A 24,064-nucleotide genomic window follows, 5' to 3' on the forward strand; every position below is an offset into this window, starting at 1 on the left:
CCCATCATGGTCGATGATCACCCTGCGCTCCAAACCTGGCCCGGGCCCGGGCCGGACTCCCCCCGCCCGGTGCGGGTCCCCCGGCCGGGTGCCGCACCGAGGGGCGCCCCGGCCCCGGCCCGCCCGCCCCGCGGCGGCCGGTGGGGGCGCAGCGGGTCCGCACCTCTCTGAGCTGCTGACGTTTCCGCAGGTCAGAGCACATGACAACGGTGTTCAGTCCCGTGTTGACCATACCCCCACCCCGTAGTTCACTGAGCGCTGGAAGGCATGACGGCGACGTTCCACGGGAGGCATCCGATGGGGGCTGGGCACGACCACGGGCACACACACGGCCCCCCGCCGACGGGGACCGCGGCGGCGGCCTACCGCGGCCGGCTGAGGATCGCGCTCTCCATCACCCTCGGTGTGATGGTGGTCGAGATCGTGGGCGGCGTGCTGTCCGGCTCCCTCGCCCTGATCGCGGACGCCGCCCATATGGCGACGGACGCGGTGGGGCTGGGCATGGCCCTGCTCGCCATCCACTTCGCCTCCCGGCCCGCGGCGGGGAACCGGACCTTCGGCCTCGCCCGGGCGGAGATCCTGGCCGCGCTGGCGAACTGCCTGCTGCTGCTCGGCGTGGGCGGCTACCTGCTGTTCGAGGCGGTGGGGCGGTTCATCACACCGACCGAGACCCGCGGCGGCCTGACGGTGGTGTTCGCGCTGATCGGCCTGCTGGCCAACCTGGTGTCCCTGTCGCTGCTGGTCCGCGGCCAGAAGGAGAGCCTGAACGTCCGCGGGGCCTATCTGGAGGTGCTGGCCGACGCCCTGGGTTCGGTGACGGTGCTGGTGTCCGCGGGGATCATCCTGGCGACCGGGTGGCAGTACGCGGACCCGATCGCCTCCCTGGCCATCGGCCTGATGATCGTCCCGCGCACGCTGCGGCTGCTGCGGGAGACCCTGAACGTCCTGCTGGAGGCGGCTCCCGAAGGGGTCGACATGGCCGAGGTCCGCCGCCACGTCCTGGAGCTGCCGGGCGTGGAGGACGTGCACGACCTGCACGCCTGGACCATCACCTCCGGGATGCCCGTACTGTCGGCGCACGTGGTGGTCAGCCAGGAGATGCTGGACGCGGTCGGCCACGAGAAGCTGCTGCACGAGCTCCAGGGCTGCATCGGCGACCACTTCGACGTCGAGCACTGCACCTTCCAGCTGGAACCGGTCGGCCACGCCGAGCACGAGGCGCGGCTGTGCCACTGACCGCGGTTCCCCGCCGGGGAGCCGCACGCGGTCACCGGGCCCGGGCCCGGTGACCACCCGGCGGGGCCCGGCCCCGCCCCCACCGCCCCGCACGGCGCCGCCGCCGTGCCCCTCCCCGACCGAGGAACCCCCCGTTGTCCGACACCTCCTCCCAGCACCCGCACGGCTCCCCGCACGGGGAGCCGAACCGAGCGGGGGCCGCGGCCCCCGGCCGCGAGGCCGGGCATCCGCCCGCCCCCGGCGCCGGCGGTACCCCCGCGGCCCGGCGCTGGCCCACCCGGCCCGAGAAGGAGGAGGACGCCGCGGCCGTGCACGCGCTCCACGCGGCGGCCTTCCCGACAAAGGACGAGGCCCGGCTGGTGGACGCGCTGCGCCGGGACCCCGGGGCGTGGCTGCCGGGGCTGTCCTGTGTCGCCGAGGCACCGGACGGCTCCGTCGCGGCCCATGCGCTGCTCACCCGCTGCCGGGTCGGCGACGCACCCGCACTGGCCCTGGCCCCGGTGGCGACCGACCCCGCGCAGCAGGGCCGGGGTGCGGGCACGGCGGTGATCCGGGCGGTGCTGGAGGCCGCACGGGCCCGGGGCGAGCGCCTGGTGGTGGTGCTGGGGCACCCCGACTACTACCCCCGGTTCGGTTTCGTACGGGCGTCCGCCTATGGAATCCGGACGTCCTTCGAGGTGCCGGACGAGGCGCTGATGGCCCTGGGGCTGGACGGATCGGACGAGGCCCCGGGCGGCACGATCCGCTATCCGGCCGCTTTCGGGGTCTGACGGCGGCACCGCCGCTTCCGGCCACCGTGCGCCGCGGGCGGCGGCGACCGGACATGCCAGAGGGCCGAAGTGCGGAGAAGCACCGTCTTTGCGGCAGACTGGGCCGGGCTCCCCACGGCCGAGGACCGATGCGAAGGACGGACATGCCGATCACACCAGCCACCGAGGCGAACAGCTCGTCGAACGGGACCTCCCCCGCGATCCTGCTCGAACTCGTGGACGAGCAGGGCAACACCATCGGCACCGCGGAGAAGCTCGCCGCCCACCAGGCGCCCGGGCAGCTGCACCGCGCGTTCTCGGTCTTCCTCTTCGACGAGCAGGGCAGGCTGCTGCTCCAGCGCCGCGCGGCGGGCAAGTACCACTCCCCCGGCGTCTGGTCCAACACCTGCTGCGGGCACCCCTACCCGGGCGAGTCCCCCTTCGCGGCCGCGGCGCGGCGCACCTACGAGGAGCTGGGTGTCTCCCCCTCGCTGCTGGCCGAGGCGGGGACGGTGCGCTACAACCACCCCGATCCCGCCTCGGGACTGGTGGAGCAGGAGTTCAACCACCTGTTCGTGGGCATGGCGCAGTCCTCGCTGCGCCCCGACCCCGAGGAGGTGGGCGAGACCGCCTTCGTCTCCCCAGGGGAGCTGGCCTCGCTGCAGGACTCGGCGGTCTTCTCCGCGTGGTTCACGACGGTGCTGGACGCGGCGCGCCCCGCCATCCGGGAGCTGACCGGCGCGGCCGGGGGCTGGTGACCGGACCGCACCGAGCCGCCCCGGGCCCGTCCCGGGGCGGCTGCGTCCTCACCGGCGCGGCCCGGGCGCGCGGCGGGGCCGGGACCGGACGGGGTGTCAGAGCGGGGCCGGATCGCCGAACAGGGCGGGCACCAGCGGCAGCTCCGCCCAGATGACCTTTCCGCCCCCGGCCGTCTGCTCGACATCGCACCGGCCGCCCGCCTCGCGGGTGATCTCCCTCACGAGCAGCAGGCCCCGTCCGCCCGTCTGCGCGGAGTCGGCCTCCAGGGCCCGGGGCCGGTAGGGGTGGGCATCCTCGACGGACACCCGGACCCACCCGCTGCCGATGGCGAGTTCGACGGCCACCTCGGGGGAGAGCAGCGCGGCGTGCCGGACGGCGTTGGTGACCAGCTCGGAAACGATCAGCAGCAGCCCCTGCACGGTGTCCTCGGCCGCCGGCACGCCCTGCCGCGCGAGCAGCTCGCGGACGGCCCTGCGGGACTGCGGGACGGAGGCGTCGACGGCCGGAGCGGTGAACCTCCAGACCCCCTCGTACGACAGCGGTCTGGCGGGCACGCTCTCGCGGCTCTCCATCAGGACCCGGCCAGGTGACGTCCCGCTCCAGCGGGGTGGGGAACGGTTTCCCCGGGCTGCTCCGATCTCGCCTGGGTGCCTGGATGCGCACTGTTCACCTGCACTGCCTTTCTGCCCGCACGGGACCTGCCGCGCTCGTAGGGGGATCGCGTGGCCGCGACCGGGGAGGTGCCCCCGTTCGCCGCCGGCGCGTGCGGCCTCGGACTCCGGGTGCGGTGTCCGCGGCACCGCCGACCGGCCGGACGGCCCGGGAGGCGGCCGGACGAGCCGCGGGGCTCGCGTGCGCCGCACCGGGGCGCACGGCGGACGCGGACCGCGCCGGTGGGGCGGGGGCCCCGGCTCCACCGGGGGCCCCCGGCCGGGCCGGGCGGGCCGCCTGCCGGGCCGGGCGGGCCGCCTGCCGGGCCGGGCGGGCCGTCTGCCGCGCGGCCCGGCCGCGACCGCGGGAAGCCCGCGCGTTCACGCGTGGGTGGAGTCACGTCGACACCCTTGCTCGTTCCGGGACCATCGGGTCATCAGTGTTGGCAGCGCGATGGTCCGGACCGGGGAGCCGATCGCAACTGACCGTCTTTGTGCGACATCCGACCGAACACGGTGGGCGGCGCCCCCGGCGCGACTGCTCGGAGCGGCGTTCTGTCCGTTCGGGGAGGCCGATCGTTTCAGCAGCTTTATCCGCGCCCCGTGTTCCGCGCAGCACGCCACCGCCCGTGGACCGCCCGGGGTACGGGCCGGTACGCCGGATAGCATCCGCACCATGCAGCACTCCGAGATGCCCGGGCCCCGGCTCGCGGTCACCGTGGCGAACGGGGTCGCCACCCTCACCCTCGACAACCCCGCCAAGCGCAACGCGATGACCACCGCGATGTGGCGGGCCCTGCCCGAGGCGCTCGTCCCGCTGGCCGCCGACCCTGCGGTGCGCTCGCTGGTGCTCACCGGAGCAGGCGGCACCTTCTGCGCGGGGGCGGACATCTCCTCGCTGCGCCGGCCCGGCGAGGACCCGCAGGCGCTGTCCGTGCGCGCGGAGGAGGCGCTGGCCTGCTTCCCCAAGCCGACGCTGGCCGTGGTGCGCGGCTACTGCGTGGGCGGCGGCTGCCAGTTGGCGGCCGCGTGCGACCTGCGCTTCGCCGCCGAGGACGCGCGGTTCGGCGTCACCCCGGCGAAGCTCGGGATCGTCTACCCGGCCTCCTCGACCCGGCGGCTGGCCCGGCTGGTCGGCCCCTCGGCTGCCAAGTACCTGCTGTTCTCGGGCGAGTTGGTCGACAGCGCACGGGCCCTGCGCACCGGACTGGTGGACGAGGTGCTACCGGCCGCGGAGCTGGGCAGGCGGGCCGCGGAGTTCACCCGGGTCCTGGGGACACGCTCCCTGCTCACCCAGTGCGCCGCCAAGGAGTTCACGGACGGCCGCACCGACCGCGACGCCTTCTGGGCGGCGGCCGCGGCCGGCAGCGGCGACCCCGCGGAGGGCGTGGGCGCCTTCCTGGAGCGCCGGTCCCCGCGCTTCACCTGGACACCCGCGCCGGACGGGAGCTGAGGCGCCCGGAGGGCGGCGGCCCCGCCCCGGGGGAGCGCCGCGGGCGGGGCGCCCTCCGGGGCTGTACGCCCGTACCGACCAGTCGGTAACCTGCGGCCATGACGCCTCTGCCCCCACGCGCCGGACGCCGGTGCCACAACGCGCTCAACCCCCTGCACTCGACCGTCTACTTCTCCCCCGACCTGGACAGGGAGCTGTCCCGCCTCGGCGTGGCCGACGCCAGGGCCGCCTACTTCGCGAGCCGCTCGGCGGCCATGGGGGCCGTGGGACCGGGCGCCGTCGCGGCCGCCTTCTACAACTTCAACCCCGAACTCGTCGCCCGCCACCTGCCGGCCGTGTGGGAGACCGCCGACCCGGAGCAGGTGCTGGCGGCTCGCACCCGGGCCGCCGACACCACCCTGCGCCGGCTCCTCGGCGAGCAGGTGATCGAGTCCAAGGAGCTGGAGGAGGCGGCGGAACTCGCCCTGCGGGCCGCCGAGGGCTGCTCCCGCCACGCCCGTCCGCTCTACTCGGCCCACGCCGACCTTCCCGTGCCCGGGGAGCCCCACCTGGCGCTGTGGCACGCCGCCACGCTGCTGCGCGAGCACCGCGGAGACGCCCACCTGGCGGCCCTGCTCCTCGCGGAGCTCGATCCCCTGGAGGCGCTCGTCAGCCACACCGCGACCGGCAAGGGCATGGCCCCCGGCTGGATCCTGGCCACCCGGGGCTGGCGCCGGGAGGACTGGGACGCGGCCCGTGAACGGCTGCTCGGGCGCGGCCTGCTGGACGCCGACGGCTCCCTGACCGACGCGGGCACCGCGCTGCGCACCGAGCTGGAGGAGCGGACCGACCTCATCGACCGCGGCCCCTACGAGCACCTGGGCGCGGACGGAGTGGAACGCCTGACCGTGCTGGGCAGGGACCTGCTGATGACGGCCTTCGCGGCCGGGGCCTTCCCCCCGGACCTGATGGGCGGCGCCTGACGCCCGTCCCCGCGGCGGCGTGCGCGGCGGCACCGCGGGCCGCGGGTGCCGCGCGTCGGGCGCCGCCGTGCCGGGAGGCCCCCGGCAGGGACACGGCGCTTCGGCAACGCGGGACCGGCGCGCGACACGGCACCGGCTTCGGCGACCTGCGGGACCGGCACGCGACACGGTCCCCGGCACCCGGCAGAATGCAGGCTCGAAGCACAGCCAGCACGAGAAGGCGAGTCAGGCAACCGTGACCACGTCCATCGAAGGCAGGATCGCCGAGGAGCTCGGCGTACGCGAGCGGCAGGTGAAGGCGGCCGTCGAGCTGCTCGACGGCGGGTCGACCGTGCCGTTCATCGCGCGCTACCGCAAGGAAGCGACCGAGATGCTCGACGACGCCCAACTGCGCACCCTGGAGGAGCGGCTGCGCTACCTGCGGGAACTGGAGGAGCGCAGGTCCGCGATCCTGGAGTCGGTCCGGGAGCAGGGCAGGCTGACCGAGGAGGTGGAGGGGCGGATCCGGGCCGCCGACACCAAGGCCCGCCTGGAGGACGTCTACCTGCCGTTCAAGCCCAAGCGGCGGACCCGGGCGCAGATCGCCCGCGAGGCCGGGCTGGAGCCGCTGGCCGAGGGGCTGCTCGGCGACCCCGGCACGGACCCGGCCGCGGCGGCGGCCGCCTTCGTCGACCCGGACAAGGGGGTCGCGGACGCGGCGGCCGCACTGGACGGCGCCCGGGCCATCCTCACCGAGCGCTTCGCCGAGGACGCCGACCTGATCGGGGAACTGCGCGAGCGCATGTGGACCCGCGGCCGCCTGACCGCCCGCGTCAGGGAGGGCAAGGAGGAGGCGGGAGCCAAGTTCGCCGACTACTTCGACTGCGCCGAGCCCTTCACCGACCTGCCCTCGCACCGCGTGCTCGCGATGCTGCGCGGGGAGAAGGAGGAGGTCCTGGACCTCGTCCTGGAGCCCGAGGAGCAGACCGAGGGGCCCTCCTCCTACGAGCCCCTGGTGGCCTCCCGCTTCGGCATCTCCCAGCAGGGCCGCCCGGGCGACAGGTGGCTCGCCGACACGGTCCGCTGGGCCTGGCGCACCCGGATCCTCGTCCACCTCGGCATCGACCTGCGGCTGCGGCTGCGGACGGCCGCCGAGGACGAGGCGGTCCGCGTGTTCGCGGCCAACCTGCGCGACCTGCTGCTCGCCGCGCCCGCCGGGACCCGGGCGACCCTCGGTCTCGACCCCGGCTTCCGCACCGGGGTGAAGGTCGCCGTGGTGGACGCCACGGGCAAGGTGGTGGCCACCGACACGATCCACCCGCACGTCCCCGCCAACCGCTGGGACGAGGCACTGGCCCGGCTGGCCCGGCTGGCCCGGGAGCACGCGGTCGAACTCGTGGCCATCGGCAACGGCACCGCCTCCCGGGAGACCGACAGGCTGGCCGCCGACCTGATCGCCCGGCACCCGGAGCTGAAGCTGACCAAGGTGATGGTCTCGGAGGCCGGCGCCTCGGTCTACTCGGCCTCCGCCTTCGCCTCGCAGGAGCTGCCGGAGCTGGACGTGTCGCTGCGCGGCGCGGTGTCGATCGCCCGCCGGCTGCAGGACCCGCTGGCCGAGCTCGTCAAGATCGACCCGAAGTCCATCGGCGTCGGCCAGTACCAGCACGACCTGTCGGAGGTGAAGCTCTCCCGGTCCCTCGACGCGGTGGTCGAGGACTGCGTGAACGGTGTGGGGGTCGACGTCAACACCGCCTCGGCGCCGCTGCTCGCGCGGGTCTCCGGCATCAGCACGGGTCTCGCCGAGAACATCGTGGCCCACCGCGACGGGCACGGCCCCTTCCGGTCCCGCAGGGCCCTGAAGGACGTGTCCCGGCTCGGGCCGAAGGCCTACGAGCAGTGCGCGGGCTTCCTGCGGATCCGCGGCGGCGAGGACCCGCTGGACGCCTCCAGCGTGCACCCGGAGGCGTATCCGCTGGTCCGCCGGATGGTCAAGGCCCACGGCGGGGACATGGCGGCGCTCATCGGCGACACGGCGGTGCTGCGCTCGCTGCGGCCCTCCGACTACGTCGACGACACCTTCGGGCTGCCGACCGTGACCGACATCCTGCGGGAGCTGGAGAAGCCGGGCCGGGACCCGCGGCCCGCCTTCCGGACGGCGGCCTTCAAGGAGGGCGTGGAGAAGATCGGCGACCTGGCGCCGGGGATGGTGCTGGAGGGCGTGGTCACCAACGTGGCGGCCTTCGGCGCCTTCGTGGACGTCGGCGTGCACCAGGACGGCCTGGTGCACGTGTCGGCGATGTCCCGGGACTTCGTCAAGGACCCGCGCGACGTGGCCAAGCCCGGTGACGTGGTCCGGGTGAAGGTGCTGGACGTGGACATCCCCCGCAAGCGCATCTCGCTGACCCTGCGCCTCGACGACGACGCCTCCGCGCCGCCCTCGGGCGGCGCGCGGCGCGAGCGCGGCGGGCGCGCGCCCCAGCAGCGCCGGTCCGACGGCGGGCGCGAGGGCCGCGGCGGCGGACGGCAGCAGGGCGGCACTCGGCAGCAGGGCGGCGGGCGCCCGGCGGCCGCGCCCGCGAACAGCGCCATGGCCGACGCGCTGCGCAAGGCGGGGCTGCTCGGCGGCGAGCAGGGCGGCGGACGGCAGCGCGGCTGAGGCGCCTTGCGCGCGGGGGCGGGCGTCCAACGGCTCCCGCTCGCAGGGGGACAGCGACTGAGGCGCCTTGCGCGCGGGGGCGGGCGGTCCCGGGCCGCCCGCCCCCGCGCGACGGGGGCGCCCTGCCGCCCTCAGACCTCCGTGACCTTGCCGTCCGCGACCTCGACACGGCGGGTGGTGTGCACCGCGTCCAGCATCCGGCGGTCGTGGGTGACCAGCAGCAGCGTGCCCGGGTAGGAGGACAGCGCCTTCTCCAGCTGCTCGATGGCCGGCAGGTCGAGGTGGTTGGTCGGCTCGTCCAGGACGAGGAGGTTGACCCCGCGGCCCTGGAGCAGCGCGAGCGCCGCCCGGGTGCGCTCCCCGGGGGACAGGGTGGCGGCGGGACGCAGCACATGCCCGGCCCTGAGGCCGAACTTGGCCAGCAGGGTGCGCACCTCGGCCGGCTCGGTCCCGGGTACGGCCGCGCAGAAGGCGTCCAGCAGCGTCCCCTCGCCGTGGAAGAGCCGCCGGGCCTGGTCCACCTCGCCCACGACCACTCCGGGCCCGAGCGAGGCGTGGCCCGCGTCCGGCTCAAGGCGGCCCAGCAGCGCGGCCAGCAGCGTGGACTTGCCCGCGCCGTTGGCCCCGGTGACCGCGACCCGGTCCGCCCAGTCGACCTGGAGGGACACCGGGCCGAGGCGGAAGCCGCCGCGCACCACCTCGGCCTCGCGCAGGGTGGCCACGACCGCTCCGGAGCGGGGAGCGGCGGCGATCTCCATACGCAGCTCCCACTCCTTGCGCGGCTCCTCGACGACGTCCAGCCGTTCGATCATCCGCTGCGTCTGGCGGGCCTTGGCGGCCTGCTTCTCGCTGGCCTCGCTGCGGAAGTTGCGGCCGATCTTGTCGTTGTCCCCGGCCTTGCGACGGGCGTTCTTCACGCCCTTGTCCATCCAGGCCCGCTGCATGCGCGCCCTGCCTTCGAGGGCGGCCCGCCGGTCGGCGTACTCCTCGTAGTCCTCGCGGGCGTGGCGCCGGGCGGTCTCGCGCTCCTCCAGGTAGGCCGCGTAGCCGCCGCCGTACAGGGTGGTCCGCTGCTGGGCGAGGTCCAGTTCGAGGACCGCGGTGGCGGTCCTGGTCAGGAACTCGCGGTCGTGGCTGACGACGACCGTGCCCGCGCGCAGCTCGCGGACGAAGTCCTCCAGGCGTTCGAGCCCGTCGAGGTCGAGGTCGTTGGTGGGCTCGTCGAGGAGGAAGACGTCGTAGCGGGAGAGCAGCAGGGAGGCGAGCCCGGCGCGGGCGGCCTGGCCGCCGGAGAGGTCGGTCATCGGCCGGTCCAGGCCGACGCCCAGGCCCAGGGCGGCGGCCACGCCCTCGGCGCGCTCGTCCAGGTCGGCGCCGCCGAGGCCCAGCCAGCGCTCCAGGCCCGCCGCGTAGGCGTCGTCGGCACCGGGCGCACCCTCGACCAGTGCCTCGGTGGCGGCGTCCAGCCGCTGCTGCGCGGCCGCCACCCCGGTGCGGCGGGCCAGGAAGGCGCGCACGCTCTCCCCGGGACGGCGCTCCGGTTCCTGCGGGAGGTGGCCCACGGCCGCGCCGGGCGGCGACAGGCGCACCTCCCCGTGCTCCGGGCGGCCGGCTCCGGACAGCAGGCGCAGCAGGGTCGACTTTCCGGCGCCGTTGGGGCCGACGAGGCCGATCACGTCGCCGGGGGCCACGACGAGGTCCAGTCCGGTGAAGAGCGGGCGGTCGCCGTGGCCGGCGGCGAGATCCTTGGCGACGAGGGTGGCAGTCATCAGGGCGGCATTCTACGGCGGCGGCCGACGCGGCCGGGGCGCTGCGCCCCCGCCTCCCGCTCCCGCGGGCACCGGCCGCCGGGGCCCGTCGGGCGGCCGGTGCCGCTGCCGATGCCGGCCGATGCGCACGAGGGCCGGTGACGGGCGGGCGGATGGGCTACGGTCCCCGGCATGACGGGTGATGTGCTGGTGCTGGGAGGCGGGGTCGCCGGGCTGACCACCGCCGTGGAGCTCGCCGAGCGGGGGCACCGGGTCACGGTGTGGAGCCGGGACGCCGCCGAGGCGACCACCTCCGCCGTGGCGGGCGCCCTGTGGTGGCCCTACCGGATCGAGCCGGAGGAGCGGATCGGCCCGTGGGCGCTGGCCTCGCTGCGGGTGTACGGGCGGCTGGCGGGCGAGGGGCCGCCGGACGGCGGGGACAGCGGGGTCCGGCTGGTCGAGGGGGTGCATGCGGGGGTCTCGCTCGACGGACTCGGGCCCTGGGGCCGGGCGGTGGAGGGGCTGCGCGCGGTCGGCGCGGGCGAGGTGCCGGGCGGCTTCGCCACCGGGCTGCGGGCGCGTCTGCCCCTGGTGGACATGCCGGTGCACCTGCGCTGGCTCCAGGGGCGGCTGCGGGCGGCGGGCGGGGCGGTGGAGCGCCGCACCGCGGGCGGCCTGGAGCGGGCCGCGGCGGACGCGGGGGCCTCCGCGGTGGTCAACTGCACGGGGCTGGGTTCACGCGAGCTGGTCCCGGACGCCTCGCTGCGCCCGGTGCGCGGGCAGCTGGTCGTGGTGGAGAACCCGGGCGTGACCGAGTGGTTCACGGCGGCCGACCCGGCGGGCGAGGAGACGACCTATCTGCTCCCGCACGGGGACCGCCTCCTGCTGGGCGGTACCGCGCAGGAGGGCGGGACCTCGACGGAACCGGACGGCCCGACGGCGGCGGCGATCGTGCGGCGGTGCGCGCGGATCCGTCCGGAGGTGGCCCGGGCGCGGGTCCTGGGCCACCGGGTGGGACTGCGGCCCTGCCGGGCGGAGGGGGTGCGCCTGGAGGCGGAGGCCCTGCCGGACGGGCGTCCGCTGGTGCACAACTACGGCCACGGCGGGGCCGGGGTCACGGTGGCCTGGGGGTGCGCCCGCACCGCGGCGGACCTGGTCGAGGCGGCGGTGGGCTGACGCCGGGCGCCCGGGGTGCCGCCCGCCGCGGGGCCCTTCCACCGGTGGAGGGCCCCGCCGGGGCGGCGCGGTGGGGGTCCGTCAGGGGGAGCCCACCGGCGGGCGGTCCAGCGGCCCGCCCGGCGACTCCTCCCCGTCCTCGCCGGAGCCCGGGCCGATCCGGAGCTCGAAGTCGCCGTCGTAGTGCTCGTGCCCGGCGATGACGGCGGACTCCACCGCCTCGGTCCCCAGCTCCCCGCGGACGATCAGGGGGTCGTGGCGCAGGTCCCGCATGAGGGCGAAGCACATGCCGATCATCACCAGGACGAAGGGCGCGGCCACCAGGATCGTCAGGTTCTGCAGCCCTGCCAGGGCGTCCCCCTCGCCACCGCCGATGAGCAGCATGATCGCCGCCACGGCGCCGGTGACCACGCCCCAGAAGATGACGACGGGCCGGGTGGGCTCGAAGGAGCCGCGCTGCGAGAGGGTGCCCATCACGATGGAGGCGGCGTCCGCGCCGGAGACGAAGAAGATGCCCACCAGGACCATGACCAGGATGCTCATGAGAGTGGCGGCCGGGTACTCCTGGAGCACGCCGAACAGCTGGCCCTCAGGGGTGGCGTCGTCGGGCAGCCGGCCGGCCCTCTGGAGGGTCATGGCGGTGCCGCCGAAGATGGCGAACCAGACCAGGCTGACCGTGCTGGGGACGAGGATGACGCCGCCGACGAACTGGCGGATCGTGCGGCCGCGGCTGATGCGCGCGATGAACATGCCGACGAACGGCGTCCAGGAGATCCACCAGGCCCAGTAGAAGACCGTCCAGCTGCCCAGCCAGTCGGCGACGCCCTCGCCGCTGCTGGCCTCGGTGCGCCCGGCGAGCTGCGGCAGGTCGCCGAAGTACGCGGCGATCGAGGTGGGGAGCAGGTCGAGGACGATGATCGTGGGTCCGGCGATGAAGACGAACAGGGCGAGCACCAGGGCGAGCACCATGTTGATGTTGGACAGCCACTGGATGCCGCGTTCGACGCCGGAGACGGCAGAGGCCACGAACGCGGCCGTGAGCACGGCGATGATGCCGATCAGGAGGGCGGTGCTGACCTTCTGCATCCAGTTCAGCTCGGTCATGCCGCTGCCGATCTGGAGGGCGCCCAGGCCCAGGGAGGCGGCGGAGCCGAAGAGCGTCGCCAGGATCGCGAGGATGTCGATGACCCTCCCGAAGACGCCGTTGACGTTGCGTTCGCCGATCAGCGGCACGAAGACGGCGCTGATGGTCTGCCGCCGGCGGCGGCGGTAGGAGGCGTAGGCGATGGCGAGCCCGACGACCGCGTAGATGGCCCAGGGGTGCAGCGTCCAGTGGAAGAGCGTGGTGGCCATGGCGACTTCCATGGCCTCGGCCGCGTCCTGCGGCGAGGTGCCCGGCGGCGGGGTGACGAAGTGCGAGAGGGGCTCGCTCACCCCGAAGAACATCAGCCCGATGCCCATGCCCGCGCTGAACATCATCGCGATCCAGGACACGGTGCGGAACTCGGGCTCCTCGTTCTCCTGCCCGAGTCTGATCCGTCCGTAGCGGCTGATCGCGAGCCACAGTGCGAAGACCACGAAGCCGGAGGCGGCCAGGACGAAGGCCCAGCCGCCGTTGTGGATGAGCCCGTCCAGCAGGCTCGCCGACACGTCCTCCAGGGTGTCCGTGGCCAGCGCTCCCCAGAGCACGAAGGCCACGGTGAGCACGGCGGACACGCCGAACACCACGGGGTCCGTCCGCTGACGCACCGTCTCGTGGTCGGGCTCGGGGAGGTCCGCCGTCACCGGCAGATCACCCCGGCCCGCCCGTCCCTCTTCGTCATGTGACACCGGCGGCACCTTTCACGGGGTAAGGGCGAAGCGATTTCGCCATCCGCTACCCCCTACCACACGCGGCACTCCACCCCACTTCTCAACAGGCGGCGAGGGGCCGTCCGGGGACGAGGTGAAAGCCCGCACGCGCGTCCAGGAGCAGGGGGACGAGGCCGCGCAGCGGCTGGTCCAGCGGCACCAGGGCCCCTTCGCCGTCGGGCACCACGGCGACTCCGTGCAGGGCGAGTTCCCCGCGCACCCCGGCGTAGGCCGCGGCGTCCAGGCGGTAGGCGCACGGCGGGTCCGCGAGCGTCCGCCCGGGGGCCGGCGGGTCCTCGTCGGCGCCGCCGAGGAACAGGGGCCCCGGGCCGGGACGGCGGGCGGCCGCGGTGGCGGCCTCGACGCGGTCCCGGTCGGCCGCGCTGAAGGCGAACACCCCCCTGAGGGCGGCGCGCTGGTTGTCCACCCTGCGGCGGCGTTCGCGGACGGGGTCGTCCCACGGGCCGCGGGGACCTGCGCGGACCTCCACGAGGAGGGCGACGGCGTTCTTGATCCCTGCGGCGTTGCGCAGCATCCGCTCCTGGCCCCCGCCCGCGGCCCGGTCCGCGTCCCCGCCCGCCGCCGGTCCGGCCCGCAGCCCGAAGGTGCCGGTGCTCGCGCCCGCCTCCCCGGCCGCGGCGCGCACCCGGGCGGAGAGCAGGAGCGAGGCCCGGCGCACCTCGGGGCGGGTGTTGGGGTTGCGGGGCCAGAGGTCGAGGACCTCCGGCTCCGCCGACGGCGGGGAGCCCTCGTACTCGTGCAGGTCGACGACGATGTCCGGCAGGTGGTCGCGCAGCACCGCGGCCACCGCCCGCGCCTCGGCCGTGCGCAGGGCGATGTGGTCGCGGTTGACGTCGGCGCCCTCCGCGGTGAGCCGGGAGCCGGCGGCCCGCCCGTCCGGGTTGGCCGTGGGGAGGACGAGCAGCCGGGTCCGGGCGAGGAAGGCCCGGGCCGCCGGGTCGCGCGGGAGGGCGAGGTCGCGGACGGCCGTCAGGCACGCCTCCCGGCCGGAGGGTTCGTCACCGTGCTGCCCGCAGACCAGGAGCACGGTGTGCGGAGCCCCCGGGTCGCCGAGCCGGACCAGGCGCAGCGCCCGGCCCTGAGCGGTGGTGCCGATCCGCGTCACGGCGGCCCCCGGGGTGCGGTCGACGGCGCCGAGCAGCGCCCGCTCCTCGGCCGCGGTGGTCCAGCGGGCCCCGGCGGTCAGCTCGAACCCGGTGCGGGGCAGGGCGTGGGCGGCCTGGGCGGGGCCGGTGACGAGCGGACCGAGGACGGCAGCGGCGGCGGCCCCGGCGACCAGCGCGAGGGCGCGCAGGGGGCGGTGGTGCGTCACGCGGGTGCCGCGCACTCGTATCGGCATGCGCGGGACGGTACTGTGCGCGACCGCGCGGCGACAGAGGGCGTTCGGTGCGGAAGTGCGCGGCCGGGGGACCCCCGCCGCGGCGGGAAGCGCCCGGCACCCCGGACCCCGCCGCGGCGGGCGGGGCACGGTCACGGGAAACGGCTTGGTTCACTCCTGTCACGGGCCCGCGCCGCGCCTAGGGTCGACGGGTTCGCACACCCCTTACGACAGGGAGCATCCGTGCACCGCAGACTCATCGTCCCCGGCGCCCTCGCGTCCGTCCTGCTGCTGGCGGTCCCGGCGTCGGCCGCGTCCCCGGCGCCCGGGGCACCGGGGATCGGCGACCCCTACTACCCGGCGTCCGGGAACGGCGGATACGACGTCTCGCACTACGACCTCCGGCTGACGTACCGGCCGGAGACCGACCGGCTGGAGGGCACGGCGACGATCCTGGCCACCGCCACGCAGTCGCTGAGCCGCTTCAACCTGGACCTCGGGCTGGACGTCCGGGAGGTCCGGGTCGACGGCCGTCCGGCCGTCTCGGTGCGGGAGGGCGAGCAGGAGCTGGTCGTCACCCCGGCCCGTCCGCTGGCCGAGGGGCGGCCGTTCTCGGTCGTCGTCCGGTACGCGGGCAAGCCCTCCGAGGTCAGCATCGGCGGCTGGACGGCCTGGCACCGCACACCGGACGGCGGTGTCGCCGCGCAGGAGCCGGAGTCGGCGGCGTGGTGGTTCCCCAGCAACGACCACCCGCTCGACAAGGCGACCTACGACGTGTCGGTGGCGGTGCCCGACGGCAGCCAGGCCATCAGCAACGGGGTCCTGGTCTCGCAGCGTTCGCGTCTGGGGTGGACCCGCTACACCTGGCGCTCCGACCGGCCGCAGGCCAGCTATCTGGCCACCCTGGCGGTCGGCAGGTTCGACATCACCACCGACACCACGGCGAACGGGCTGCCCGTGCTGAACGCCTACAGCAAGGACCTCGGGGCCGACGCCGGGGCCGCCCGGGCGAGCCTGGAGCGCACGACCGAGGTCGCCGAGTGGCTGACGGAGGTGTTCGGCCCCTACCCGTTCAACGCGCTCGGCGGCTACGTGCCCAATGTGACCAGCGGATACGCCCTGGAGACGCAGACGCGGCCCTTCTACAGCCCGCGGCAGTTCGCGAACGGCGCGAACGTCTCGGTCGTGGTGCACGAACTGGCGCACCAGTGGTACGGCGACAGCGTCTCGGTGCGCGGCTGGAAGGACATCTGGATCAACGAGGGCTTCGCCCGCTACAGCCAGTGGCTGTGGTCCGAGCGGGAGGGCGAGGGGACGGCCCAGGAGCTGGCGGACTGGGTGTACGCGCAGCACCCCGAGGAGGACCCGTTCTGGACGGTGCTGCCGGGTGACCCGGGACCCGAGCGCCAGTTCCACCTCGCCGTCTACGACCGGGGCGCCCTGGCGCTCCAGGCGCTGCGCAACGAGATCGGCGACGAGGACTTCTTCGCGGTGCTGAAGGGCTGGCCCGCGGAGCACGCCTACGGGAACGCCGACGTCGGCGACTTCGTCCGCTACGCGGAGCGGGTGTCGGGCCGCCCGCTGGCCGGGCTCTTCCACACCTGGCTGTACGAGCCGCGCAGGCCCGCCGCCCCGGCGGCGGCCGGGGCGGGGATCGCCGCCGCGGACACCGGGCGGGCCGCTGCGGTCCGGCCGGCGTCCTGGGAGAGGATCGCGGCGACGAACGCGGTGCACGACCACGGCCGGCCGGGCGCGGCCGGTGGCGCGGGGCACCGCCGCTGACGGGACCGGGCCGCCGCCTCCGCCCGGCGGGGGCGGGCGCGGCGGCCCGCGGTGGCCTGGGTGCCGCCCGCCGCGTGGGAGCGCTCTCAGACAGCTGCGGCCCCCCGATATCCTGGGCGTGTCACCCGGCGCCGCAGGTGCCGGGACGAGCCGCCGTACGCGCCCGAGAGAGCCGAGGAGCGCCCGCCTTGCCCGAGCAGACCACGGGGCCCCGCCCCACGCTGGAAGCCGTCGCCGCGCGCGCCGGTGTGTCCCGGGCCACGGCCTCGCGGGTCGTCAACGGCGGGGCGGGGGTGCGCGCCCCGCTGGTGGACAAGGTGCGCCGGGCCGTCGAGGAGCTCGGCTACGTCCCCAACCACGCGGCGCGCTCCCTGGTGACCCGGCGCAACGGCGCGGTGGCCGTGATCATCGCGGAGCCGGAGTTCCGGGTCTTCTCCGACCCCTTCTTCGAGCAGCAGGTGCGCGGGATCAGCCGGGAGCTGACCGCGCACGACGCCCAGTTGGTGCTGCTGTGGGTGGAGGGCCCCGGCGACCACGACCGGATCGCCCGGTACCTGGGCGGCGGGCACGTGGACGGCGCGCTGGCCTTCTCGCTCCACGACGACGACCGGCTGCCCGCGCTCATCGGCCGCACCCGGGTGCCGGCCGTCTTCGGCGGGCGCCCCGCGGCCGGCTCGCGCCAGGGCGTCCCGTTCGTGGACGCCGACAACCGCGGCGGGGCACGGGAGGCGGTGCGGCACCTGGTCTCCCTCGGGTGCCGCACGATCGCGCACATCGCCGGTCCGCGCGACCAGACCTCCGCCCTGGACCGCCTGCACGGCTACCGCGACATCCTGCCCGGCGCCGACCCGGCGCTGCTGTGCCAGGGCGACTTCACCGAGGAGAGCGGGGCCCGGGCGATGGCCGGGCTGCTGGAGCGGCGGCCGGACGTGGACGGCGTGTTCGTGGCCAACGACCTCATGGCCTCGGGGGCCCTGCGCACCCTGCGCGAGCGGGGCGTCGCGGTGCCCGGGGACGTCGCCGTGGTCGGCTTCGACGACATGGCCTCGGTGGCCCCCCGCACCGATCCGGCCCTGACCACGGTGCGGCAGGACATCGAGGGCATGGGGCGGCTGATGGTCAGGCTGCTGATGCGCCTGCTGGACGGGACCGGCGGCGAGGCGCCGGCGTCCGTGGTCACCCCGGTCACCCTGGTCCGGCGGGCATCCGCCTGAGGCGGGCCCGCCCTCCCCGGGAGGCCCCGGGGAGGGCGGGCGCGGCGCGGGCGGCTCCTCATTCGTGCGGGCGGCCCTCAGCCGTAGGGGATCACCACGGCCGAGTCCTCCGCACCGGTGCGCAGCCGCGCGTCGGCGTTGCCGATCGCGCTCCACACCTCCAGGCGGACGGTGCCGCCGCGCAGGTCGCCCCAGGTGCCGGTGGCGCTCTTCAGGCCGCGCCCCTGGTGGTACTCCTCCCAGCCGGCGACCGGGTCGGTGGCGAAGTAGCGGTAGGTCTCGACCCGGTCGAAGGTGCCGTCCCCGGTCAGGTCGTAGCTGATCCGCGCCTGCTGGCCGAGGGCCACGGCCGTGCCGCCGTCCACCGGCAGGCGGAAGGCGGTGGACCCGCCGGGGCGGTAGGTGCCGTCGACGCCCCTGATCTCGTAGACCAGCGGGCGGTGGGGCGTGCCGTCGTGGTTGGCGCCGCCCGCCGAGGGGACGGTGTCGCTGCCGGGTGCGCCGCCCGCGGTCGCGGCCAGGGCGCCGCCGGTGCGCGGGTGGAGGGTGCCGCCCGTCGGGGGCTCGGGGTCCGGGCCGGGGCCGCCCGGCCCGGTGGCGGTGGCGGTGGACCGCGCGGGCACGGTGAGGGTGCGGCCGTCGGAGAAGGTGACGGTGCGGGCGGTGGGTCCGTGGTTGTGGGCCGCGTAGGTGCGGGTGCCGCCCTTGGCGAAGACGGCGGAGGTCGGGACGGAGCCGGTGACGGAGGGGTCGGGCGCGCCCAGGGCGTCGAGGGTGGTGATCCAGTGGTACGTGTGGGCGCGCGACTCGCCCGCCTCCGGGGTGTAGCCGGAGTGGCCCGCGTCCCAGCGGGACTTCGCGGCGGACGGGTCGGCGAGGGACCGGAACTCCCAGAGAAGGTCACGCCACTCGACGGCGGGTCCGCCGTTCTCGCGCTCCATCTCGGCGAGGTTGCGGCGGATCGCCTCCTTCCGCCCGCCCAGGTGGAGCGAACCGCCGGTCACCGGGAGGACGTTGATGCCGTGGATCTCCTCCGGGTTGGCGGTCCACCAGGTGGCGTAGGCGGCGCCGCTGCCCCAGACCATGCCCGCGGTGTCGTGGCCGAAGGAGGCGGGGAAGACCTGCTGGTCGGCGTCGAACCAGTACTGGGCGATCGCCTCCCCCTCGGTGGTGAGCAGATAGGTGCCGAGGTCGCGCAGGGCGGTGTCGCCCGTGGCGGACCCCCACAGCACCAGCGCGGCGCTGAGGTTGGTGGACTCGGAGGAGGACTCCTGGTTGTTGCCCGCGGCGAAGCCCTGGTGGCCGGAGGCCCAGCTGTGGCCGGCGTAGACGTCGAAGCCCCGCAGGAAGGGGTAGGCGGCGTCGGTGCGGCTGGGGTTGGCGGTGTCGCGAACGAGGGTCCCGACCATCCCTCCCCAGGCGGACTCGGCCGCCCAGGCGGGGTCGTACTGGGCGACGACGGCGGCGGCGTAGACGTAGTAGCCGTAGTGGAAGTGGTGGTCGTTCAGTTCGGTGTCGCTGCCGTAGGAGGCCGGGTAGCCGGTGAGCGTCCTCCAGGTCCGGTCGTAGGAGAACTCGGAGGGCCCGCCCGCGGTGAACCACTCCTGGAGGCGGCCCTTGACGAGGGCGAGGAGCTTCCCGCGGAGCGCGTCCTCGCCGATCTGGTCGGCGAGCGGCACGAGTTGCGCCAGCTTCCCGAGCGCCTTGCCCGTCCAGTAGGTGTCGACGGCGCCGGAGAAGGGGTCGGCGGAGTCCGCGACCTCGCTGAGGTACCCGCGCAGCCGGGCGGAGTCCACGGCGCCGGTGGGCGGCAGGCCCGGCAGCACCGGGGCGGCCTTCTGGACGGTGGTGAAGGAGGTGCCCCGGCGGACCTTCATGGTGCCCCGGGGGGAGGCGTAGGTGTAGGCGGTGAGCGGGTCCTGCACGTGGAGCCACTGGTGGCGGTAGAGGGCCTGGAGGGTGCCGCGCTCGGTGCCCTCCCTGGCCTCGGTGGTGAGCCGGTAGGTGGCCCGTACGGTGCCCCCGGTGTAGTCCCACTCCACCGCCGAGCCGGTGACGAAGCTGTAGGCGTAGGGGCGGTAGGCGGCGAGCGCGCCGGTGTCGGGGAGGACGGCGAGGGAGAAGTAGTCCTTGCCGCCGAGGTCGGCGGTGAGGGTGGAGCCGGAGACGTTCCAGTCGCTGCCGGTGGGGGCGAACAGGGCGTAGTGGTGCCCGGCGACGGTGATGCCGAGGACGTTGCCCTGGTCGGCGAAGACGGCCGGGGCGGTGGCGGTGGTGATCCGTGCGCTGCCGCCGGTGCCCTGGGCGTAGACGAAGGGCAGGCCGTGGCCGATGGTCGTCCGCAGGGTGCGGGAGCCGTCGGACCAGTAGGGGGTGACGGTCCAGTCCGACCAGGAGTCGGCCTTGGTGTCGGGGGAGTTCAGGCCGGTGAGCCCGAGGGTGAGGTCGCGGCGGTGGGGGTACTCGTACTGCCGGCCGTCGCCCACGATCGCGGGGGTGGTGGGGTAGCCGATCTCCAGGCCGCCGGAGACGGCCTGGTAGGTCAGCGGGTGGCCGTACATCGGGGTGGACCAGGGGTTGTCGCCGTAGCGCTGGAAGGCCAGGGAGGACCACCAGTCGTTGGTGGGCACCGGCTTGTCGCGGGCGGCGGCCGTGACCTTGGGGGTGACGGGCGTCCCGGTGGCGGTGGTGGGGCCCGAGGTCCCGGGGGGCCGGGTGTCGGAGTGGCTTCCGGCGCCGACGGGGACGGTGGCGGCGGCCGCGGGGGGCGCGGCCGGGCCGAGTCCTACGGCGGCGAGCGCGGCGGCCAGGACCAGCACTGCGGCCGGTCGGGTGCGGGGGGCTGGCATGGAGGCACCTCATGTCATCACGGTGGACGGGCGGACCGCGGGGCGGCCGCCCGTGCCCCGCGGCGCGTCACGCCGGTGCGCGCCGCGGTATACGGCCGATGAGCAGGACGGTGGAGCGGCGGGTCTGGTGGGTGCGGGCCGGGAGGACGGGGAGCATGTCCGGGGGCCCTTCGAGAGCGCTCTCAGATGGCCGTGAACGTAGGACCCCGGAAACGCGGGTGTCAAGACATGGAGCACCGCCGGCCGTCGGCGCCGAATCCAACCCGTTACGCCTTCGACTCTTGACGGAGTGCTCGACCTGCGGGCACGCTCCCCTCGCAGCACTGAGAGCGCTCTCAACCAGCTCGCTCTCGTTCGACCCCGGAGCCAAGGGAGGCTTCCCATGCCCATTGCCCGAGCCGCCACAAGGGCCGCCGTCCGCCTGGGCGCGGTCGCGCTCACCGGGGCGCTCCTCGCCGCCTGCGGCGGCGCGTCGGACGGAGCCCCGGACGCCGCCGGAGGGAAGGTCACGCTCACCGTCGACCTGTTCGGGTCCTTCGGCTACCAGGAGGCCGGGCTCTACGCCGAGTACGAGAAGCTGCACCCGGACGTCACCATCAAGCAGACGGACACCGAGGACGAGGCCGACTACTGGAAGTCGCTCCAGACCCGGCTCGCGGGCGGCGGCGGCCTCGCGGACGTCCAGGGCATCGAGGTGGGGCGGATCGCCTCGGTGACCCAGCAGCAGGCCGACCGGTTCCAGGACCTGCGCGCCTACGGCGCCGAGAAGCTCAAGGGGGAGTTCGCGGAGGCCAAGTGGGCCGCGGCCACCGCGAAGGGCGGCGAGGTGCTCGGCCTCGGCACCGACGTCGGCCCCGAGGCGCTGTGCTACCGCACCGACCTGTTCGCCCGGGCCGGGCTCCCGACGGACCGCGAGGAGCTCGCCCGCACCTGGTCCACCTGGGACGGCTACCTGGAGCTCGGCAAGCGGTACCGGGAGAAGGCCCCCGCCGGGAGCGCGTGGATCGACAGCGTCGGCAGCCTCTACTCGATCATGATCGGCCAGGAGGAGGAGCGGTACTACGACGCCTCCGGGAAGCTGGTCTGGGACACCAACCCCGCCCTGCGCACCGCCTGGGACACCGCCGTGGAGGCGGCGCAGAGCGGTCTCAGCGCCAAGCTGGACCAGTGGTCGCCGCAGTGGAACCAGGCCTTCGCCGCCGGGTCCTTCGCCACCATCCCCTGCCCCGCGTGGATGCTCGGCTATATCAAGGGGCAGGCCGGGGACGCGGGCGAGGGCAAGTGGGACATCGCCGCGCTGCCCGGCGGCGCGGGCAACTGGGGAGGCTCCTACCTCGCCGTCCCCAAGGCCGCCGAGCACAAGGAGGAGGCGTACGAGCTGATCGCCTGGCTCACCGCCCCCGAGCAGCAGGCCAAGCTCTTCCGCACCCAGGGCAACTTCCCCTCCGCCACCGGTGCGATCGAGCAGGTCGCCGACGCGAAGGACCCCTACTTCTCGAACGCGCCGATCGGCAGGATCTTCGGTGAGGCCGCCAAGGCCGCACCCGTCCAGGTGCTCGGCGTCCACGACCAGAACGTCGCCCAGCAGATCACCAACGCGCTCGGCGAGGTGGAGCGCAAGGGCACCGACCCCGCCAAGGCGTGGGCCAACGCCGAGAAGGGCGTGGCCAACACCCTCGGCTGAGGCCCCGCCCCCGCCGCCGCGCACCGGGCGGCGGCGGGGGCCGACGGCCCCCGAGCACCCCCGCGGCTCCCGCCGCACCGCCCGACCTCCTCCCCGAAGGGCTCCCCGTGACCCTCACCGCGCCCGCGCGGCCGGCACCCGGGGGCGACGCACCGCCGCAGCGGCGGCGCAGCGCCCGGCGTGCCTGGCAGACCGTCTCGCCGTACGCCTACATCGCCCCGTTCTTCACCCTGTTCGCCGCCTTCGGGCTCTTCCCGCTCCTGTACACGGCCTTCGTGTCGCTGTACCGGGTCGAACTCCAGACCCCCGGCGAGATGGAGTGGCGTGGCCTCGGCAACTACACCGCGCTGTTCGGCGACGCCTTCTTCTGGACCTCGCTGCGCAACACCTTCACCATCGGGGTGCTCTCCACCGTCCCCCAGCTGGTGATGGCCCTCGGCCTCGCCCATCTGCTCAACTACCGCCTGCGCGGGCGGACCTTCCTGCGCACGGCGATGCTGCTGCCCTACGCCACGTCCGTGGCCGCCGCCACCCTGGTCTTCGCCCAGCTCTTCGGCCGCGACTTCGGTCTGGTCAACTACGTGCTCGGACTGGCCGGCATCGACCCCGTCGACTGGCAGACGGGCACCGTCGCCTCCCAGGTCGCGGTCTCCACCATCGTCGTGTGGCGCTGGACGGGCTACAACGCGCTGATCTACCTGGCCGGCATGCAGTCCATCCCGCGCGAGCTCTACGAGGCGGCCGAGATGGACGGGGCCTCGCGCTGGCGGCAGTTCCTTCACGTCACGCTGCCGGGGCTGCGTCCGACGATCGTCTTCACCGTGGTCGTCTCCACCATCGGCGCCACCCAGCTGTTCGGCGAACCGCTGCTGTTCGAGGGCTCGGTCTCGGGGGGCATCTCGCACCAGTACCAGACGCTCGGCCTCTACCTGTACGAGCAGGGATGGGGCTTCTTCCACCTGGGGCGCGCGGCGGCGATCGCCTGGGTGATGTTCCTGCTGATCGTGGTGCTCGTCGGCACCAACGCCGCCCTCGCACGGCGGCGCACCCGCAAGGAGGCCCGCCCATGACCCGGCTCGCCGACCCGCCGGCCGCACCCCCCGCCGCGGGGGCGGCCCCGCCGCCGCGCCGCGGGCGCCGCTCGCGGGCGGGCCGCACCCTGCACGGCGGGCCCGTCGCCTACACGGTCCTGGTCCTGGCCGTGCTCGTCTCCGCCTTCCCGTTCTACTGGACGATCGTCGCCGCCAGCCGCTCCAACGCCGACCTGGCCCAGGTCCCGCCGGCCCTCCTGCCGGGCCCGAACCTGATGCGCAACTTCGAGGCGGTGACGGAGGAGGCGGACATCGGCAAGGCGCTGGTCAACTCGGTCATCGTCTCGGGGTCGATCACGCTGGGCACGGTGCTGTGCTGCACCCTCGCGGGCTTCGCCTTCGCCAAGCTGCGCTTCCGCGGGCGCGGAGCGCTGCTCGCCGTCACCGTCGGCACCATGATGATCCCGCCGCAGCTGGGGGTGATCCCGCTGTTCATGCTCATCGCCGAACTCCAGTGGGTCAACCAGCTCCAGGCGGTGATCCTGCCCGGCCTGGTCTCCGCGTTCGGCGTGTTCTTCATGCGCCAGTACCTGGTGCAGTCGCTGCCGGACGAGCTGATCGAGGCGGCCCGGGTGGACGGCGCCTCCACGGCGCGGATCTTCTGGTCGATCGTGGTGCCGATCGCCCGCCCGGGGATGGCCGTGCTCGGCCTGCTCACCTTCATGGCCGCCTGGAACGACTTCTTCTGGCCCATCGTCGCGCTCACCTCGTCCGAACCGACCGTGCAGGTCGCCCTGCGGCAGCTCGGCGGCGGATACGTCCACGACCAGTCCGTGATCATGGCGGGCACTCTGCTCGGCACGCTGCCGGTGCTGCTGGTCTTCGGCCTGCTGGGCCGCCAGATCGTCGGCGGCATCATGCAGGGCGCCGTCAAGGGCTGAACCGG

At 75.1% G+C, this 24,064-nt stretch carries 16 protein-coding genes and 1 pseudogene; 12 read left to right on the plus strand and 5 right to left on the minus strand.

Annotated elements, in window-relative coordinates; all coding sequences use genetic code 11:
- Positions 1-297: 297 nt before the first annotated feature.
- The 3 genes and pseudogenes from ACGF15_RS01580 (at position 298) to idi (ending at position 2,743) form a co-directional block, all read left to right on the plus strand.
- The gene (locus tag ACGF15_RS01580) at positions 298-1,236 is read left to right on the plus strand and encodes a cation diffusion facilitator family transporter (protein WP_345608681.1); all 939 of its coding nucleotides are present in this window, start codon (positions 298-300) and stop codon (positions 1,234-1,236) included.
- 254 nt (positions 1,237-1,490) lie between these two features.
- Positions 1,491-2,006: pseudogene (locus ACGF15_RS01585) on the plus strand (GNAT family N-acetyltransferase); the annotation flags it as partial.
- A gap of 143 nt (positions 2,007-2,149) precedes the next feature.
- Entirely contained in the window at positions 2,150-2,743 is a 594-nt protein-coding gene (gene idi / locus ACGF15_RS01590) for an isopentenyl-diphosphate Delta-isomerase (RefSeq protein WP_345608683.1), read from the plus strand.
- 96 nt (positions 2,744-2,839) lie between these two features.
- Here idi and ACGF15_RS01595 read toward each other — a convergent pair whose 3' ends face one another.
- Positions 2,840-3,316, minus strand: coding sequence for an ATP-binding protein (locus tag ACGF15_RS01595; protein WP_362612279.1), 477 nt, complete (start codon positions 3,314-3,316; stop codon positions 2,840-2,842).
- A 754-nt stretch (positions 3,317-4,070) separates the two neighbouring features.
- Here ACGF15_RS01595 and ACGF15_RS01600 point away from each other — a divergent pair.
- The 3 genes from ACGF15_RS01600 (at position 4,071) to ACGF15_RS01610 (ending at position 8,444) form a co-directional block, all read left to right on the plus strand.
- Complete coding sequence (locus ACGF15_RS01600) at positions 4,071-4,847, plus strand: enoyl-CoA hydratase/isomerase family protein (protein WP_392796550.1); 777 nt, start codon at positions 4,071-4,073, stop codon at positions 4,845-4,847.
- A 98-nt stretch (positions 4,848-4,945) separates the two neighbouring features.
- Positions 4,946-5,809: a hypothetical protein gene (locus ACGF15_RS01605; protein ID WP_345608689.1), complete on the plus strand. Its 864-nt coding sequence runs from the start codon at positions 4,946-4,948 to the stop codon at positions 5,807-5,809.
- Between the two features lie 235 nt (positions 5,810-6,044).
- Positions 6,045-8,444 (plus strand): Tex family protein, encoded by a 2,400-nt coding sequence (locus ACGF15_RS01610; protein WP_392796551.1) that lies wholly within the window; start codon positions 6,045-6,047, stop codon positions 8,442-8,444.
- A gap of 131 nt (positions 8,445-8,575) precedes the next feature.
- Here the strand turns inward: ACGF15_RS01610 and ACGF15_RS01615 are convergent, their stop codons facing one another.
- Entirely contained in the window at positions 8,576-10,213 is a 1,638-nt protein-coding gene (locus ACGF15_RS01615; protein WP_345608693.1) for an ABC-F family ATP-binding cassette domain-containing protein, read from the minus strand.
- A 171-nt stretch (positions 10,214-10,384) separates the two neighbouring features.
- On the opposite strand from ACGF15_RS01615, the gene ACGF15_RS01620 reads away from it, so the two are divergent.
- Positions 10,385-11,368, plus strand: coding sequence for an NAD(P)/FAD-dependent oxidoreductase (locus ACGF15_RS01620; protein ID WP_392796552.1), 984 nt, complete (start codon positions 10,385-10,387; stop codon positions 11,366-11,368).
- 81 nt (positions 11,369-11,449) lie between these two features.
- On the opposite strand, the gene ACGF15_RS01625 is transcribed toward ACGF15_RS01620, so the two are convergent.
- Together ACGF15_RS01625 and ACGF15_RS01630 are read right to left on the minus strand one after the other, a co-directional pair.
- A complete protein-coding gene (locus ACGF15_RS01625; protein WP_362611930.1) occupies positions 11,450-13,198 on the minus strand; it encodes a BCCT family transporter in 1,749 nt (582 codons plus the stop codon).
- Between the two features lie 82 nt (positions 13,199-13,280).
- Positions 13,281-14,579 (minus strand): M14 family zinc carboxypeptidase, encoded by a 1,299-nt coding sequence (locus ACGF15_RS01630; protein ID WP_362611932.1) that lies wholly within the window; start codon positions 14,577-14,579, stop codon positions 13,281-13,283.
- Positions 14,580-14,801: 222 nt separating this feature from the next.
- Here ACGF15_RS01630 and ACGF15_RS01635 point away from each other — a divergent pair, with 222 nt between their 5' ends.
- Together ACGF15_RS01635 and ACGF15_RS01640 are read left to right on the plus strand one after the other, a co-directional pair.
- Complete coding sequence (locus ACGF15_RS01635) at positions 14,802-16,340, plus strand: M1 family metallopeptidase (protein WP_392796553.1); 1,539 nt, start codon at positions 14,802-14,804, stop codon at positions 16,338-16,340.
- A 188-nt stretch (positions 16,341-16,528) separates the two neighbouring features.
- Positions 16,529-17,554: a LacI family DNA-binding transcriptional regulator gene (locus tag ACGF15_RS01640; RefSeq protein WP_392796554.1), complete on the plus strand. Its 1,026-nt coding sequence runs from the start codon at positions 16,529-16,531 to the stop codon at positions 17,552-17,554.
- A 77-nt stretch (positions 17,555-17,631) separates the two neighbouring features.
- Here ACGF15_RS01640 and ACGF15_RS01645 read toward each other — a convergent pair whose 3' ends face one another.
- Positions 17,632-20,403 (minus strand): glycosyl hydrolase, encoded by a 2,772-nt coding sequence (locus ACGF15_RS01645; protein ID WP_392796555.1) that lies wholly within the window; start codon positions 20,401-20,403, stop codon positions 17,632-17,634.
- A 382-nt stretch (positions 20,404-20,785) separates the two neighbouring features.
- Between ACGF15_RS01645 and ACGF15_RS01650 the strand changes: the two genes are divergently transcribed.
- From ACGF15_RS01650 to ACGF15_RS01660, 3 genes are all read left to right on the plus strand, one after another.
- Positions 20,786-22,087, plus strand: coding sequence for an extracellular solute-binding protein (locus ACGF15_RS01650; protein ID WP_345608707.1), 1,302 nt, complete (start codon positions 20,786-20,788; stop codon positions 22,085-22,087).
- A gap of 107 nt (positions 22,088-22,194) precedes the next feature.
- Positions 22,195-23,157: a sugar ABC transporter permease gene (locus ACGF15_RS01655; protein WP_345608709.1), complete on the plus strand. Its 963-nt coding sequence runs from the start codon at positions 22,195-22,197 to the stop codon at positions 23,155-23,157.
- Positions 23,154-24,059 carry a carbohydrate ABC transporter permease gene (locus tag ACGF15_RS01660; RefSeq protein ID WP_345608711.1) on the plus strand — a complete coding sequence of 302 codons (906 nt, stop codon included), beginning with the start codon at positions 23,154-23,156 and terminating at the stop codon, positions 24,057-24,059. The genes ACGF15_RS01655 and ACGF15_RS01660 overlap by 4 nt, the downstream gene beginning before the upstream one ends.
- The last annotated feature ends 5 nt before the right edge of the window (positions 24,060-24,064 follow it).

It is taken from the genome of Streptomyces sp. NPDC048001 (assembly GCF_043203115.1).
GTDB classification, from domain to species: Bacteria; Actinomycetota; Actinomycetes; order Streptomycetales; family Streptomycetaceae; genus Streptomyces; species Streptomyces sanyensis.

Coding starts and splice junctions, on each gene's coding strand:
- ACGF15_RS01595 (WP_362612279.1), bottom strand. CDS start 3,316: ATGGAGAGCCGCGAGAGCGTGCCCGCCAGACCGCTGTCGTACGAGGGG.
- ACGF15_RS01650 (WP_345608707.1), top strand. CDS start 20,786: ATGCCCATTGCCCGAGCCGCCACAAGGGCCGCCGTCCGCCTGGGCGCG.
- ACGF15_RS01630 (WP_362611932.1), bottom strand. CDS start 14,579: ATGCCGATACGAGTGCGCGGCACCCGCGTGACGCACCACCGCCCCCTG.
- ACGF15_RS01620 (WP_392796552.1), top strand. CDS start 10,385: ATGACGGGTGATGTGCTGGTGCTGGGAGGCGGGGTCGCCGGGCTGACC.
- ACGF15_RS01600 (WP_392796550.1), top strand. CDS start 4,071: ATGCAGCACTCCGAGATGCCCGGGCCCCGGCTCGCGGTCACCGTGGCG.
- ACGF15_RS01645 (WP_392796555.1), bottom strand. CDS start 20,403: ATGCCAGCCCCCCGCACCCGACCGGCCGCAGTGCTGGTCCTGGCCGCC.
- ACGF15_RS01580 (WP_345608681.1), top strand. CDS start 298: ATGGGGGCTGGGCACGACCACGGGCACACACACGGCCCCCCGCCGACG.
- ACGF15_RS01660 (WP_345608711.1), top strand. CDS start 23,154: ATGACCCGGCTCGCCGACCCGCCGGCCGCACCCCCCGCCGCGGGGGCG.
- idi (WP_345608683.1), top strand. CDS start 2,150: ATGCCGATCACACCAGCCACCGAGGCGAACAGCTCGTCGAACGGGACC.
- ACGF15_RS01615 (WP_345608693.1), bottom strand. CDS start 10,213: ATGACTGCCACCCTCGTCGCCAAGGATCTCGCCGCCGGCCACGGCGAC.
- ACGF15_RS01605 (WP_345608689.1), top strand. CDS start 4,946: ATGACGCCTCTGCCCCCACGCGCCGGACGCCGGTGCCACAACGCGCTC.